This window comes from Streptomyces sp. NPDC059906 (genome assembly GCF_042730645.1).
In the GTDB taxonomy this organism is placed as follows: Bacteria; Actinomycetota; Actinomycetes; order Streptomycetales; family Streptomycetaceae; genus Streptomyces; species Streptomyces rubrogriseus.
The window spans coordinates 156,191-170,386 of the sequence record NZ_JBHWKU010000014.1; the positions used below are offsets into that span (position 1 = coordinate 156,191).

Annotated in this window: 12 protein-coding genes; 7 read left to right on the forward strand and 5 right to left on the reverse strand. The window is 73.8% G+C overall.

Annotation, left to right across the window (positions count from 1 at the left end):
* The first annotated feature begins 70 nt into the window (after positions 1-70).
* Genes ACFV9J_RS22305 through ACFV9J_RS22320 form a run of 4 tightly spaced genes read left to right on the forward strand, consistent with a single transcriptional unit; the run spans position 71 to position 2,240 of the window.
* Positions 71-478: a hypothetical protein gene (locus tag ACFV9J_RS22305; protein WP_385356567.1), complete on the forward strand. Its 408-nt coding sequence runs from the start codon at positions 71-73 to the stop codon at positions 476-478.
* Entirely contained in the window at positions 475-1,260 is a 786-nt protein-coding gene (locus ACFV9J_RS22310) for a hypothetical protein (RefSeq protein ID WP_385356568.1), read from the forward strand. Before ACFV9J_RS22305 ends, ACFV9J_RS22310 begins: the two co-directional genes overlap by 4 nt.
* Before the next feature lie 38 nt (positions 1,261-1,298).
* Entirely contained in the window at positions 1,299-1,823 is a 525-nt protein-coding gene (locus tag ACFV9J_RS22315; protein ID WP_385356569.1) for a roadblock/LC7 domain-containing protein, read from the forward strand.
* A 42-nt stretch (positions 1,824-1,865) separates the two neighbouring features.
* Positions 1,866-2,240 carry a hypothetical protein gene (locus tag ACFV9J_RS22320; RefSeq protein ID WP_385356571.1) on the forward strand — a complete coding sequence of 125 codons (375 nt, stop codon included), beginning with the start codon at positions 1,866-1,868 and terminating at the stop codon, positions 2,238-2,240.
* 92 nt (positions 2,241-2,332) lie between these two features.
* Here ACFV9J_RS22320 and ACFV9J_RS22325 read toward each other — a convergent pair whose 3' ends face one another.
* Complete coding sequence (locus tag ACFV9J_RS22325; protein ID WP_385356572.1) at positions 2,333-3,697, reverse strand: FAD-dependent oxidoreductase; 1,365 nt, start codon at positions 3,695-3,697, stop codon at positions 2,333-2,335.
* A gap of 214 nt (positions 3,698-3,911) precedes the next feature.
* Between ACFV9J_RS22325 and ACFV9J_RS22330 the strand changes: the two genes are divergently transcribed.
* Positions 3,912-5,381 carry an MFS transporter gene (locus ACFV9J_RS22330; RefSeq protein WP_385356574.1) on the forward strand — a complete coding sequence of 490 codons (1,470 nt, stop codon included), beginning with the start codon at positions 3,912-3,914 and terminating at the stop codon, positions 5,379-5,381.
* A 32-nt stretch (positions 5,382-5,413) separates the two neighbouring features.
* Here ACFV9J_RS22330 and ACFV9J_RS22335 read toward each other — a convergent pair whose 3' ends face one another.
* Positions 5,414-5,560 carry a hypothetical protein gene (locus ACFV9J_RS22335; protein WP_385356576.1) on the reverse strand — a complete coding sequence of 49 codons (147 nt, stop codon included), beginning with the start codon at positions 5,558-5,560 and terminating at the stop codon, positions 5,414-5,416.
* A 158-nt stretch (positions 5,561-5,718) separates the two neighbouring features.
* Here ACFV9J_RS22335 and ACFV9J_RS22340 point away from each other — a divergent pair, with 158 nt between their 5' ends.
* A complete protein-coding gene (locus tag ACFV9J_RS22340) occupies positions 5,719-5,892 on the forward strand; it encodes a CsbD family protein (RefSeq protein ID WP_385356577.1) in 174 nt (57 codons plus the stop codon).
* Between the two features lie 111 nt (positions 5,893-6,003).
* Here the strand turns inward: ACFV9J_RS22340 and csnA are convergent, their stop codons facing one another.
* The 3 genes from csnA to ACFV9J_RS22355 form a co-directional block, all read right to left on the reverse strand.
* Complete coding sequence (gene csnA, locus ACFV9J_RS22345; RefSeq protein WP_385356579.1) at positions 6,004-6,846, reverse strand: chitosanase CsnA; 843 nt, start codon at positions 6,844-6,846, stop codon at positions 6,004-6,006.
* A gap of 138 nt (positions 6,847-6,984) precedes the next feature.
* The gene (locus tag ACFV9J_RS22350) at positions 6,985-9,732 is read right to left on the reverse strand and encodes a SpoIIE family protein phosphatase (RefSeq protein WP_385356580.1); all 2,748 of its coding nucleotides are present in this window, start codon (positions 9,730-9,732) and stop codon (positions 6,985-6,987) included.
* 121 nt (positions 9,733-9,853) lie between these two features.
* Positions 9,854-12,421 carry a SpoIIE family protein phosphatase gene (locus ACFV9J_RS22355; protein WP_385356581.1) on the reverse strand — a complete coding sequence of 856 codons (2,568 nt, stop codon included), beginning with the start codon at positions 12,419-12,421 and terminating at the stop codon, positions 9,854-9,856.
* Between the two features lie 257 nt (positions 12,422-12,678).
* On the opposite strand from ACFV9J_RS22355, the gene ACFV9J_RS22360 reads away from it, so the two are divergent.
* Positions 12,679-14,031, forward strand: coding sequence for an endo-1,4-beta-xylanase (locus ACFV9J_RS22360; RefSeq protein WP_385356582.1), 1,353 nt, complete (start codon positions 12,679-12,681; stop codon positions 14,029-14,031).
* Positions 14,032-14,196: the final 165 nt, after the last annotated feature.

Below are 14,196 nucleotides of genomic sequence, written 5' to 3' on the forward strand. Positions count from 1 at the left end.
CCGGATGCGTGCACTTTCCGTAGTGTCGTCGTCACGTTCGCGGTACAGCCGTGCAGGGAGGGGATCCGGCGTGCCCGGAATCGACGAGAGTCTGCTGGAAGCCATGCGACTGCCCGGCGCGCGCGGAGCGTCCCTGGTCGACTGGATCAGCGGGCTCGCCCTCGGCGCCGTCGGCGAGGCGCCGGGGGGCGACTGGGAGGCGACGGCGGCGGAGACGGCGGAGCTGGGCCGGCACGTCGCGGAGAGCGGCTCCCTGGCGGCGGCCGGTACGGCGGGCGCCGCCGCGGAGTCCGGCAAGGAACCCCCGGTGGAGGACCTGATCGCCACCACCGGCGACGCCTACCATCTGCTCAGGTTCGTCAGCACCCCGTTCGACAGCACCGTCTTCCTCCACCTGTGGCTGGACCGCAACGACGGGAACCTCGCCCTGGCCCGCATCCGGCTGGCCGAGATGGCGGACCGGCTGGTGCTCGGATGACCGGCGTGACGACCACCTGGACCACGCACGAGACGACGTCCGAGGCGCTCGGGGTCCTCGCGGCCGAAGGGGCGACCGGGGCGCTGTCGGGCGAGCGGGGCATCGTCTACCTCTCGGCGGGCCGCGTCGTGCACGTGGAATCGGCCTTCACCCCCGACCTCGGCGCGCTGCTCACCCGCAGCGGCGCGGTACCGCCGGACGGCTGGTGGGACGCGATCGACCGGGGCGGCACCCAGCACCGGGTCGGCCACCGGCTCGTGGACAGCGGCCGGCTCACCGCGGGCGCGCTGGAGGTCTGCCACCTGGGCGCGCTGTTCGACGCCGCGTACTTCGTCCTGGCCCACGACACGCGCGCACAGCGCTTCCGGCCCGGCGCGGTGCACTGGCTCGGCGCGGTCCGCTCCGTCCCGGTGGAGGTCGTGGTCCGCGAGTCCGGGCGCCGGCGCGCCCTGCTGGACCGGATCTGGCCCGACCCCGCCATCGACACCCTCCCCCTGACCCGGGTGCCGGGCACGGACACCGCCGAGCTGCCCGTGCGGCGCGGCCGCACCCTGACCCAGGTGGACGGCGTCCGCACCGCCGCTCAGATCGCGTCGGCGCTCGCCTGCCGCACCTACCACACCCTGGTCGAACTGCGCCGCCTCGCCGCCGACGGACTCGTCAGTGCCGCGCCACCCGCCGCGCCGCCCCTCGTCCCCGGCCCGGAACCTCGCGCGATCGTGTGGGACGACCCCGACACGGCCCTGCTGCGACGGCTTCGAGACGCCTTGGAGGCCCTGTGATCCGCGCGCGCCGCCGTCGCGACGAAAGGAGACTGCTCATGGCCGTCGAGAGCGACGTCCTGGACGAACTGCACCGACTGCGCAACCGCGTGCCCCAGCTGACCGGGTCGCTCGCGGCCACCGTGGACGGGCTCGTCCTGGCCCACGACGCGCCGGGCTCCGAACCCGAGGGCCTCGCCGCGCTCACCGCGGCCGCCCTCGGCGTCGCGCACCGCATGGCCGAGGCCACCGCGCGCGGCGGCTTCCGCGAACTGCTGCTGCGCGGGGCCGACGGCTACGTCGCCACGTACGCCGCCGGTCCGGCCGCCGTGCTCACCCTGCTCGCCGACGGCCGGGTCAACGTGGGCCGCCTCCACCTGGAGGGCCGGCGCAGCGGCGCGCGGATCGGAGAGCTGGTCGCCGCCGGGATCGGGGCGGAACGCGGTCGGGCCCCCGCCGCCGGACCCGGTGCGACGCTCCCCGCCCAGCCGCCCCGTCCCATCGGCACCCTGCCGGTGCGCACCCCGCAACGGCCCGCCCACCAGCCCACCCCCCAGGCCGGCGGCACCAACCGGCCGACCTGACCCACCGATCGCGTACGGATCACCTCCGGAAAGGAAACCACCATGGCCAACCTGGAGACCTCGCTCAAGGAATGCCTCAGCTCCATCGACGGAGCGACCGCCGTCGCGCTGGTCGACTACACCAGCGGGATGGCCCTCGGCACCCTGGGCGGCGGCAAGGACTTCAACCTGGAGGTCGCCGCCGCGGGCAACACCGATGTCGTGCGGTCCAAACTGCGCACGATGGAGCACCTCGGTCTGAAGGACGAGATCGAGGACATCCTGATCACCCTGAACACCCAGTACCACATGATCCGCCTGCTCAAGGGCCGTGGCGGCAACGGTCTGTTCCTCTACCTGGTGCTGGACGCGAGCCGTGCCAACCTGGCCATGTCCCGCCACCAACTGCGCCGGATCGAGACCGAACTGGAGGTCTGATCCCGGCCGCCCGTCACCCGTCGCGGGACCGGCGGACACCCGACCGGCGCCGGCGCCTCCGCGAGGAGGTCACCGGCGCCGGACGTCCTGGCTCAGGCGCCGCTCTCGCGGAGCATGTCCTCGCGCTCGACGTACTTCACGCGCTCACGTCCCTGCGGCTCGCCCTGCGCCTTCTCCGCGGCGTCGAGCTTGTACCAGCCGTCCCAGGTGGTGAAGCGGACGTTCCGCTCGGCGAGGAACGCGTCCACGGCCTCGGGAGCGGGCGCGGACGGCGTCTGCAGCCGGCCGTTCGCGTAGTCGTCCAGCAGGTTGGAGACCGTCTCGTTGGCGTCGCCCTTGGTGTGGCCGATCAGACCGATCGGACCGCGCCGGATCCAGCCGGTGACGTACGTCGACTGCAGGTGCTCGCCGGACTCCTGGACGACCCGGCCGCCCGCGTCCGGGACCGTGCCCGAGCCGAGGTCCCAGGGCAGCTTGGGCAGCTGGTCGGAGAGGTAGCCGACGGCCCGGTAGACCGCTTGGACGTCCCAGTCCTTGAACTCGCCGGTGCCCTTGACGTTGCCCGTGCCGTCCAGCTCCGTGCGCTCGGTGCGCAGGCCGGTCACCCTGCCGTCCTCGCCGAGGATCTCCGAGGGCGACTCGAAGAAGTGCAGGAAGAGCTTGTGCGGCCGGTCGCCGACGTCGCGGATCGCCCAGTTCTCCAGGGTCTTGGCGACCATGTCGGCCTGCTTGTTGCCGCGCCGGGTCGCGATCGAGCCCTCGTCGTAGTCGATGTCCTCGGGGTCGACGATCACCTCGATGTTGGGGGAGTGGTCCAGCTCCCGCAGCTCCATCGGGCTGAACTTCGCCTGCGCCGGGCCGCGGCGGCCGAAGACGTGGACCTCCAGCGCCTTGTTGGCCTTGAGGCCCTCGTAGACGTTCGGCGGGATCTCGGTCGGCAGCAGCTCGTCGGCCGTCTTGGCGAGGACGCGCGCGATGTCCAGGGCGACGTTGCCGACACCGAGGACGGCGACCTTCTCCGCCTCCAGCGGCCAGGTGCGCGGGAAGTCGGGGTGGCCGTCATACCAGGCGACGAAGTCGGCCGCGCCGTACGAGCCGTCGAGGTCGATGCCGGGGACGGACATGACCCGGTCCGCCGTGGCACCGGTGGCGAAGATCACACCGTCGTAGAAGGCGCGCAGATCGTCCAGGCTGACGTCGGTCGGGTAGTTCACGTTGCCGAAGAGGCGGATCTGCGGCTTGTCGAGCACCTGGTGGAGGGCCGTGATGATGCCCTTGATCCGCGGGTGGTCGGGCGCGACGCCGTAGCGGATGAGTCCGAACGGGGCGGGCATGCGCTCGAAGATGTCGATGGAAACACCGGGGTCGGCGGCCACTTCGGACTTGAGCAGGGCGTCGGCGGCGTAGATCCCGGCCGGGCCGGATCCGACGATGGCTACCCGCAGAGGGCGGGGCATGTTCAGGTTCCCTTCGAGCGGTGACAGATCGACTCTCCGGGAAGCCTAAGCTAAGGCAAGCCTAAGTCGGTACGTGGGTCCGGTCTATGAGGTCATAAGGACATCTTATGGGATCTCCTGGCTTGGCTTTGGGCACGGGTTTGAAGGGCCGGTCACGGGTGACGCAGGCGTGGGACGCAATGGCGTCCCGTGCCGTCTCGCGAGGGGAGTCCGTGTGCAGCGTCCGGACGACAGCCTGGACCCCAACCGGTGGCGGGCCCTGTGGGTGACCCTGGTCGCCGGCTTCATGACCCTGCTGGACGTGACGATCGTCGCCGTCGCCCTGCCCTCCATGCAGCAGGGGCTGCACACCTCGCCGGCGTCCGTGCAGTGGGTCGTCTCCGGATACGCGCTCGCGTTCGCCCTGACCCTGGTCACCGCGGGCCGGATCGGCGACGCGTTCGGCAGACGCCGCGTCTTCCTCGCCGCCCTGGCCGCCTTCGTGCTCTGCAGCGCCGCGGCGGGGGCCGCGCCCGGCATCGAACTGCTGGTCGCCGCCCGGCTCGCCCAGGGCGTCGCCGCGGGCAGCATCGCGCCGCAGAACTCGGCGCTGATCCAGCAGCTGTTCCGGGGCGCGGAACGCGGGCGGGCGTTCGGGCTGTTCGGCGCCACCGTCGGGGTGTCGAGCGCCGTGGGACCCGTCGTCGGCGGTCTGATCCTGGCGCTGGCGGGTCCCGAGGGCTGGCGGTGGATCTTCTACGTGAACGTGCCGGTCGGCCTGCTCGCCCTGCTCCTCGGCTTCCGCCTGCTGCCCCGGGTGGCGCCCGGCGGCCGGGGACACCTCGACCCCGTGGGCGTGGCGCTCCTCGGCACGGGCATCCTGGCGCTGATGCTGCCGCTGGTCCTCGCCGAGGGCGGCGGCCTGGCCGAGGTGTGGTGGCTGTTCCCGGCGGGGGCGCTGGTCCTGCTCGCCTTCGCGCGGTGGGAACGCCGGATCGCCCGGCGGGGCGGTCAGCCGCTCCTGGAACCCGGGCTGCTCACCGAGACCCGCGGCTACGCCACCGGCGCGGGCCTGGCCGCGCTGTACTTCGTCGGGTTCAGCGGGGTGTGGCTCGTCTTCGCGCTCTTCTTCCAGAACGGGCTGGGCTACTCACCGCTCATGTCGGGCCTGGCGGTGACCCCGTTCGCCGTCGGGTCGGCCGTCGCCGCCGCCGTGGCGGGCCGGCTGGTGGAGCGGCTGGGCCGGCTGCTGACCGTCTGGGGGCTGGTCGCCGTCATGGCGGGCCTGGGCACGACCGCGCTGCTGCTCTGGCTCGCACCCTCCGACGTGGCCGCCTGGCTCGCCGCCCCGGCCCTGCTGCTCGGCGGACTCGGCAGCGGCTGCGTGATCTCCCCGAACATCACCATGACGCTCCGCGACGTACCGGTGCGGATGGCGGGTGCGGCCGGGGGCGCCCTCCAGACGGGCCAGCGGCTGGGCGGCGCCGTGGGCACCGCCGCGCTGCCGGGGCTCTTCTATCTGACGCTCAACGCCACCCACGACGACTACCACGAGGCCGTGGCCCTGTCGGTCGGCACCGGTGTCGCCGCCATGCTGTGCGCGCTGACCGTCGCGGTCCGCGACTGGCACCGGGACCGCTCCGGCGACGACCCCGGCTGCCCGCCGGAGACGTCCCACAGCCACACCCACGCCGGTCAGAACTGACCTCCCCGCCGGCTTCCGGGGGACGGAGTCGCTCAGCGGCGCTTGCCGAGCCTGCGCAGCATCTCCTGGGCCTGTGCGCGACGGCGCGGGTCCGAAGCGGCCCTGCGCACCTGCTCGGTCGCCCGGCGCCCCTGCGGGCTGCGCGCGAACCGCTTGATCCGGTCCAGTACTCCGGCCATGACGTTCCTCCGAGTCGACGGCGTGATGTTCTGTCCTGCCGTGCTCGTACCCACGGCCCCGCCGGGCACCCCTGCCGGGCGTTCGCACGTTTGGGCGCGCCGCATCGGGCGACCCGCCGGGCAGGACATCGCAAGCGAACGCCGAGAGGTGAACAACTGTGGCCGGCAACGAGAAGTCCAGGGCCAAGATGGAGCAGGCCAAGGGGAAGGCCAAGGAAGCGGTCGGCCGGGCCGTCGGGAACGAGAGGATGACGGCCGAGGGCCGCGCCGCGCAGTCCAAGGGCGACGCCCGGCAGGCCAAGGAGAAGGGCAAGGACGCGTTCCGGCACTGACACGGAACGCGGAACCGGCGGCACACGGGCCGCGGAACCCGGCGTACGGCCGGTTCCGCGGCCCGCGTCCTGCCCGGCCCGCCGGCGGGGGGGCGAAGGCCGGGGTGCGGGTCAGCCGATGTGGTAGGCGTCCCCGTACACGTGCCAGTCCAGCGGCGGTTCGAGGTCCAGGTTGCCCTCGTTCAGGAAGACGCGCTGCGCCGTGTCGACCCGGCTGGTGTCGCTGTGCGCCTCCTCCTGCTTCATGGCCCACACCCGCTCGTCGAGGAAGGCGTGCAGGTAGGCGGCCTCGTCACCGCCCTGGGCCGGCGGGCGGGCCCGGCCGAGGGCCCGCTCGCGGATGCTGGAGAAGCCGAGGTCGCCCCCGTCGCCGTGCATCACCATCGCGTCGTAGTACGCGAACTGCCCCAGCGTCCGCAGCCCGTCCTCCTTGCCGCGCCGTACGGCCGGGTCGAAGTACACGCGGTCCCGCTCGTCGTCCTGGGCCCGGCGGAACTCCGGGTCCTCGTCGGCGGCCCGGCGCCAGTCGTCCGGGAAGCCGGGGTCGAGGCCCTCGTGCGAGTCGGAGCCGTCCACCCGGCGCAGCGCCGGCAGATAGGGCGCGAGGACGTTCCCGGGGCTGCGCTCGCCGTACAGCTCCACCAGGTCGAGCATGTCGCCGGTGCCGGAGCAGAAGCCGATGATGCCCGCGGTGTAGCCGCGGCCGTCACCGATGTCCTCGATGTACCGGTACTGGGCCTTCCAGTCGAGCGAGGAGTTCTCGGCGCTCGACACCAGTCGCATGGCGATCTCCTTCTTCGCCGGGTCGTCGAGTCCCGCCGCGCGCGCGGACGCGGCCGCGGCGCGCGAGGGGGTGAGCAGGGGGACTGTCGCCAGGGACGCGCATGCCATGGCGAGCACGGTACGGCGCGAGGGGCCGGCGGGGCGCGCCGGGTCGCGGAAGGGGTGCCTCACGGAATCTCCAGGGTGTGGGGGAGTGGGGGAAGGGAGTGCCGGGCACTGATAGGAAAGTTTCCTACCAGAAGACGGGCGTGCCGGGCACCCGTCGTGCACGAAACTGGTACGGAGCGGGGGTGACCGGGGCCGCGTCCGTCAGGGCACCGGCTGCTCCGCCCAGATGACCTTGCCGGCCGGCGTGTAGCGGGTGCCCCAGCGCTCGGCGAGCTGCGCGACCAGGAACAGCCCGCGCCCGCCCTCGTCCGTCATCGCCGCGTAGCGCAGGTGCGGGGACGTGCTGCTGCTGTCGAACACCTCGCAGATCAGGCTGCGGTCGCGCACCACCCGGACGTGGACGGTCTCGCCGCCGTACCGGATCGCGTTGGTGACCAGCTCGCTCAGGATCAGCTCGGTGGTGAACGCCAGCTCGTCCAGCCCCCACTCGGCCAGCCGCCGGGTGACCTGGGAACGGACCTCGGCGACCGCCGCCGGATCGTTCGGGACGTCCCACTCGGCCACCTGGTCCGGGCCCAGCACCCGGGTCCGCGCCACCAGCAGGGCGATGTCGTCGCCGGGCCGGTCCGGCAGCCGGGCGTCCAGGACGGTCCGGCAGGTCTCCTCGGGCGTCTCGCCCGCCGTCTCCAGCGCCCGGCGCAGCTGCTCCAGACCGACGTCGATGTCGTGCACGCGGTCCTCGACCAGCCCGTCGGTGTACAGCACCAGCCGGCTGGCCTCGGCCAGCCGCAGTTCCGTCGTCTCGAACGGGAGGCCGCCCAGGCCCAGCGGGGGTCCGGCGGGCACCTCCGGGAACTCCACGGTGCCGTCCGGCCGGATCAGGGCCGGCGGCGGATGACCCGCCCGGGCGATCACGCAGGAGCCGGCGACCGGGTCGTAGATCGCGTAGAGGCAGGTCGCGCCGGTCACCGGGGCGGTGCTGTCGTCGGCCGCCTCGTCCTGGTCGATCCGTCCGACCAGCTCGTCCAGCAGCCCGAGCAGCTCGTCGGGCGGCAGGTCGAGGGCGGTGAAGTTGTGCACCGCCGTCCGCAGCCGGCCCATGGTGGCCGCCGCGTGCAGCCCGTGCCCGACGACGTCGCCGACCACGAGCGCGACCCGGGCCCCGGGCAGTGGCAGCACGTCGAACCAGTCCCCGCCCACCCCGGCCTGCGCGGGCAGGTAGCGGTAGGCGACGTCCAGCGCGTTCTGCTCGGGCAGCCTGCGCGGCAGCAGACTGCGCTGGAGGGTCACCGCCATGCTGTGCTCACGGGTGTAGCGGCGGGCGTTGTCGATGGACACCGCGGCCCGCGCGACCAGTTCCTCGCCGAGCGCCAGCTCGTCCTCGTCGAACGGCTCGGGCTTGACCGAACGCCAGAAACTCACCACCCCGAGCACCAGGGTCCCCGCCCGCAGCGGGACGGTGATGAGCGAGTGGACTCCGTACTCCACCACCTGCGCGGAGCGCTCGAAGTCCTGCGCCTGCCAGCCGGGGGCCTCGTCGAGCCGGGGTTCCAGGACGGCCCGTCCGGTCCCCAGGGTGCGGCCCTGCGGGGACGAGTCCACGTAGCGGATCTGCCGGCCCACCGGATAGAGCGGGACCTCCTCGGTGATCCCGCTGAGCGCGGTGCGGCGCAGCGGCGTCACGCCGCCCGGCTGGCCGCCCGCCAGCACGGTGTCGAACAGGTCGACGGTGGCGTAGTCCGCGAACCGCGGCACGGCCAGCTCGCCCAGCTCCTCGGCGGTGCGGGTGACGTCCAGGCTGGTCCCGATGCCCACACCGGCCGCGTAGAGGATGTCCAGGCGCTCCCGGGCGGTCTCGGCCCGGCCGGACAGGGCCCGCAGCTCGGTGGAGTCGCGCAGCGTCGCGACGCTGCCGGCCGGACCGCCCCGTACGTCCGTGGGGCGCTGGTTGATGGCCAGCAGCCGGTTCTTGACCAGGTGCACCTCGTCGGTGGCGGCCTGGCCCGAGGCCAGCAGCTCCGCCAGGTCGGACGGCAGCCCCAGCGCGCCGACGTGCCGGCCCTCGGCGTCGGGGGGCAGGGCGAGCAGCCGCCGCGCCTCGTCGTTGGCGAGCAGCAGCCGGCCCTCGGCGCCGACGATGAGCACGCCCTCGCGGACGCTGTGCAGGACGGCGTCGTGGTGTTCGTACATCCGGGTCATCTCGTGCGGCCCCAGGCCGTGCGTCTGCCGCAGCAGCCGGCGGCTCACCAGGGCCGTGCCCGCCGTCGCCAGGGCCAGCCCGACGGCCGCCGCGCTCAGCACCAGGGGCAGCTGGCGGTCGGCCACCCCGCCCACGTTCTCGGTCGTGATGCCCGCCGAGACCAGACCCACGACCCTGCCGTCGGGGTCCTCGACGGGCGCGATGGCCTGCACCAGCGGGCCGATCGTGCCCTCGATCTCCTCGGTCACCGTCCTCCCGGCCAGCGCGGGGGCGATGTTCCCGACGAACTTCTTGCCGATGCGGTCCGGCTTGGGATGGGTGTAGCGGATCCCCTCGTCGTTGGTGACCACCACGAAGTCCACGTCCGTCGCCTTGCGCACCGCCTCGGCGCGGGGCTGGAGCACCGCCGTGGGGTCGGGGCCGCGCAGCGCCTGGAGGATGCCGGGGGAGTTGGCGAAGGTCTCGGCCACCGAGACGGAGCGGTTGCGGGCCTCCACGGTGCTGTCGTGCCGCACCTGGAGCACCAGCGCGACGGCCGCGGCCACCACCAGCAGCAGCACGATGACCACGTTCATCACGAAGACCTGGCCGGCCACACTGCGTCCGGACAGCGCCGAGCGCAGTGCCGAGGCAGGCCGCCTCGCGTTCCCTCCCCGCCGTGACCGGTCCGCGTCCTGCCGGTGTCGGGCGTGCGGGCCGCCGGGACGACGGGGTGACCGTTCTCCCGATCGACCCATCAGTCGGACCATGTGCCCATGTCTACACTGCCGGGCCCGCAGAGGCGAGGGGCACTCCCCGTGACGCGGGAGCCCGCCGGACGGGAACCGGGGGCGTCCGGGCCCTCGGTCTCCGGGTCGCGTACGGCCGTCCTCACCGGGGGCTCCCGGGGCGGGCGCGGCGGGTGGCGAGCAGCAGGGCGATGTCGTCGGGACGGTCCGCGGTGTGGCGGGCGGAGACGACGATCCGGTCCGCGACGCCCGCGAGCGAACGGCTCCCCGGCCGCGCTGCGGGCGCCCCGGCCCTGGCCAGCGCCAGGCGCAGCGCGGTGATCCCCTCGTCGATGTCGGTGCCGGGCCGCTCCACGAGGCCGTCCGTGTACAGGGCGAGGACGGCGCCGGGCTCGACGGCGAACTCGGTCAGCGGATAGGGCGCGCCCGGGTCCACCCCGAGCACCACCCCGCCCGGCAGGTCGAGCGTCTCGGTGCGTCCGTCCGGGTGGCGCAGCAACGGCGGCGGGTGCCCCGCGCGGGCCGCGCAGGCCCGTCCGGTGGCCGGGTCGAGCCGGATGTAGCAGCAGCTGGCGAACAGCCCCGGGTCCAGGTCGGCCAGCAGGTGGTCGACGCCGCTCATCACCTCGTCGGGCGGCCGGCCGCCGAGGGCGAAGGCGCGTACGGCGCTGCGCAGTTGCCCCATGGTCGCCGCCGCCTGCACGCCGTGGCCCTGCACGTCCCCGATGACCAGCGCCATGCCGTCGCCCGAGGCCACCACGTCGTACCAGTCCCCGCCCACGTCCAGGCCCTGGGTGCCGGGCAGATAGCGGCCCGCGGTCTCCAGCAGCGGATGCGCGGGCAGCCGCCGGGGCAGCAGCACCTCCTGCAGTCCGCGGGCGAGCGCGGTCTCGGACTCGTAGCGCCGGGCCTTCTCCATGGCGTGCGCGATGAGCCCGGCGAGGGCGGTGAGCACCGTGCGCTCCTCGGTGCTGAAGCCCCGGGAACGTTCGAAGCCGAGGATGCAGGAGCCGACCGGGCGACCGGAGGCGATCAGCGGCAGGAAGGCGCGGGCGCCCTCCGCGGCGTCCAGCGGGATGCCCGGGTACGCGGAGGCCAGCGCCCGCATCGAGTCGAAGAACAGCGGGCGGCCGCTGGTCAGCGTCTCCACCCCGGGCAGCCGGGCGTCCAGCGGCACCCCTTCGAAGGGCGCGAGGAAACCGGGCGGGAACCCCGTCTCCCACGCCAGGTGCAGATGACGGTCCTGGAGCAGGTAGATGGCGAGCCGGCGGCCGCCGAACGCCGACAGCAGCTCCCGCACGACCACCTCGGACACCTGGCGGGCGGTGACCGCCTCGGTCAGGGCCACGGCCAGGACGATGGGGCGGTACTCCGGTGCCGTCGTGGTGACCGGCGGGGCCGGATCACCGGCCTCGGGCCCGGGTGCGTCCTCGGGCGCGCCGTGCTCGGGCGTGAGACCGGCGGACGCCTCGGCCACCCGGTTGGCCGGGCGGAGTGTGACGGTGAGGAAGTCCGGCCCCGGATACACGCTGACGGCGAGCCAGTCGCCCTCGTAGGGCCGGGGCGCCGCGCGGCGGCTCGCGTCGGGCGGGCGCCGGATGTGGAAGCGGACCGGTTCCGGGGAGAGCAGGGCACCGCGCAGGTGGTCCTCGTAGGCGGCCTGGTCCAGCCAGGGGACGGCCTCCCACAGGGAACGGCCGAGGAGCCTCGCCCGTGGCCTGCCCAGCAGCCGGACGGCGCGGGGGTTGGCGTAGACGACGGTGCCCAGGCGGTCCACGCAGCAGACGCCCTCCGGCAGCAGGTCGGCCGCGGCATCGGCCACGGTGCCGGCGAAGGGATCGCGCACGGTGCCGCGCACCGGCCCGCCGCCGGGCGGTGCGGACCGCGGCCGCCACAGCTCCACCAGGCGCAGTGAACCCTCCGCCGTGCGCACGTACAGGGGCAGCCGGGGCGGCCGGCCCGCGGCCGTGTCCCGCAGCGCCGCGGTGATCCGGTGGCCGTCGTCCGGGGCCAGTAACCCGGTGATCGTCCCGAGGGCCGCCGGGGTCCCGGCCGCACTCGACGGGAGGCCGAGCAGGACGCAGAGGGGCTCGTCGAGGGTGACGGCGCCGGTGTCCGGGTCCCAGCCGAAACTTCCGGCGTGCTGCGGGTGCCGTCCCGAGGCGGGCGGCCGTACGCACAGCGGCTCGCCCTCCCAGGTGACCGGCGGGGTGTCACGGTCGGCGTCCAGCCGCTCCAGGGCCGCGCCCAGGTCCTGGGCCAGTCCGGCCACGAGGTCCGCGGCCTCCAGCACGTCGGCGGCGTCCTGGGCGGGCGGACGCAGGACGGTCAGCACGCCGTAGGTCCGGCTCGCTCCGGCGACGGGCACGTACAGGGACCCGAAGGGGAAGGGGAGACCGGCGGCGAACTGCGGGTAGCGGCGCATCGTCTCCGCGGCGTTGGGCAGCACCACGCGCACGCCCAGCCGGTAGGCGTCGGCGACCGGGAACGGACTGTCGGCGTGCAGGCGCCACCAGGGGCGGAAGAGCGGCCCGGGCAGTCCGGCGAGGACGGCCAGCCGCAGCAGGCCGGGCGTGGGAGAGCGCAGGTACACACCGCCCACCCGGCCGCCGGCCGCGCCGATCGCCCGGGTGGACGCGTCGATCAGCAGCGCGGTCAGCCGTCCCGGCATCCGGCCGGTGTTCTCGGTGTTCTCGGCGCCCGTACTCATCGGCCCCACCTCGTCCGTGCGCCGCCGCGCGGGCGACACAGCAAGAATGCGCCCCGGCCGAGCGTCGCGCACGCGGTCGGGCCGCACGGGTGACCGTGACCCGCCGGTGACGGGGCGTTGACCCGGCGGACCGGAGTCCGTAATCTCCTCCGCGACATTCGGAAATCGCTCCGAAACTTTCGACCCCTCCGGGTGAAGTTCGGCGGCTTCCGCCCTTCCGAACGGCCTCCGCACACCGATTCAGGGAACGGGATGACATGAGCATGATCGTCAGACGTCTGTCGAGAGCGGCCACCGCCGGTCTCGTGGCCGCCGCCGCGCTGACCGCCGCGGCCCACTCCGCCGAAGCCGCCGACACGCTCGGGTCCGCGGCCGCCGGACAGGGCCGCTACTTCGGCACCGCCGTCGCGGCGAGCCACCTCGGCGAGAGCGACTACGCCGCCACGCTGGACCGGGAGTTCGGCTCGGTGACGCCCGAGAACGAGATGAAGTGGGACGCCACCGAGCCCAGCCGCGGCAGCTTCACCTTCACCTCCGCCGACCGGATCGTCGACCACGCGCAGAGCCGGGGCATGGACGTGCGCGGCCACACCCTGGTCTGGCACTCCCAACTGCCCTCCTGGGTGAGCCCGCTGGGCGCCTCCGACCTGCGCACCGCGATGAACGCCCACATCAACGGCCTGATGGGCCACTACAAGGGGGAGATCCACAGCTGGGACGTCGTCAACGAGGCGTTCCAGGACGGCGGCAGCGGCGCCCGGCGCAGCTCGCCCTTCCAGGACAAGCTGGGCGACGGCTTCATCGAGGAGGCGTTCCGCACCGCCCGCGCCGCCGACCCGGCCGCCAAGCTCTGCTACAACGACTACAACACCGACGGCGTCAACGCGAAGAGCAACGCCGTCTACAACATGGTCAAGGACTTCAAGTCCCGCGGCGTGCCCATCGACTGCGTCGGCTTCCAGTCCCACTTCAACAGCAACTCGCCGGTCCCGTCCGACTACCGGCAGAACCTCCAGCGCTTCGCCGACCTCGGCGTGGACGTGCAGATCACCGAGCTGGACATCGAGGGCTCCGGCTCCGCCCAGGCCGCCAACTACACCAAGGTGGTGGAGGCCTGCCTCGCGGTCAGCCGCTGCACCGGCATGACGGTCTGGGGCGTCACCGACAAGTACTCGTGGCGCAGCGGCGGCACCCCGCTGCTGTTCGACGGCGACTACAACGAGAAGCCGGCCTACGGCGCCGTCCTGTCCGCCCTCGGCGGCTCGGGCGATCCCGGAGACCCCGGAGACCCCGGAGACCCTGGTGACGGCGCGAGCTGCACGGCCACGTACACCAGGACCGCGGACTGGAGCAGCGGCTACAACGGCCAGGTCACCATCACCGCGGGCGCCGAGCCGATCGGCTCCTGGACCGCGACTCTCACGCTGCCGGCCCAGCAGTCCGTCTCCTCGCTCTGGAACGGCACGCCCACCTGGAGCGGCAACGTGATGACGGTGCGGCCGAGTTGGAACGGCACCCTGGCGGCCGGCGCGTCGACCAGTTTCGGGTTCACCGCGGCGAAGAACGGCAGCGACGCCGCGCCCACGGTCGGCGCCTGTACCGCTTCCTGACCCGGGCGTCCGTCCGACCTCGCGCCCGACCTTCCGCCGGACATGGGCGCGGTCGGCCGGATCCGTGCAAAAAGCGGCGCGTCCGGCGGAAGTTGGGGCAAAGGGATCGTGGGCAGTGTCCCGGTGCGTATCGTGAGTGCCGGGGCCCCCGCTCCCGCCACTCGG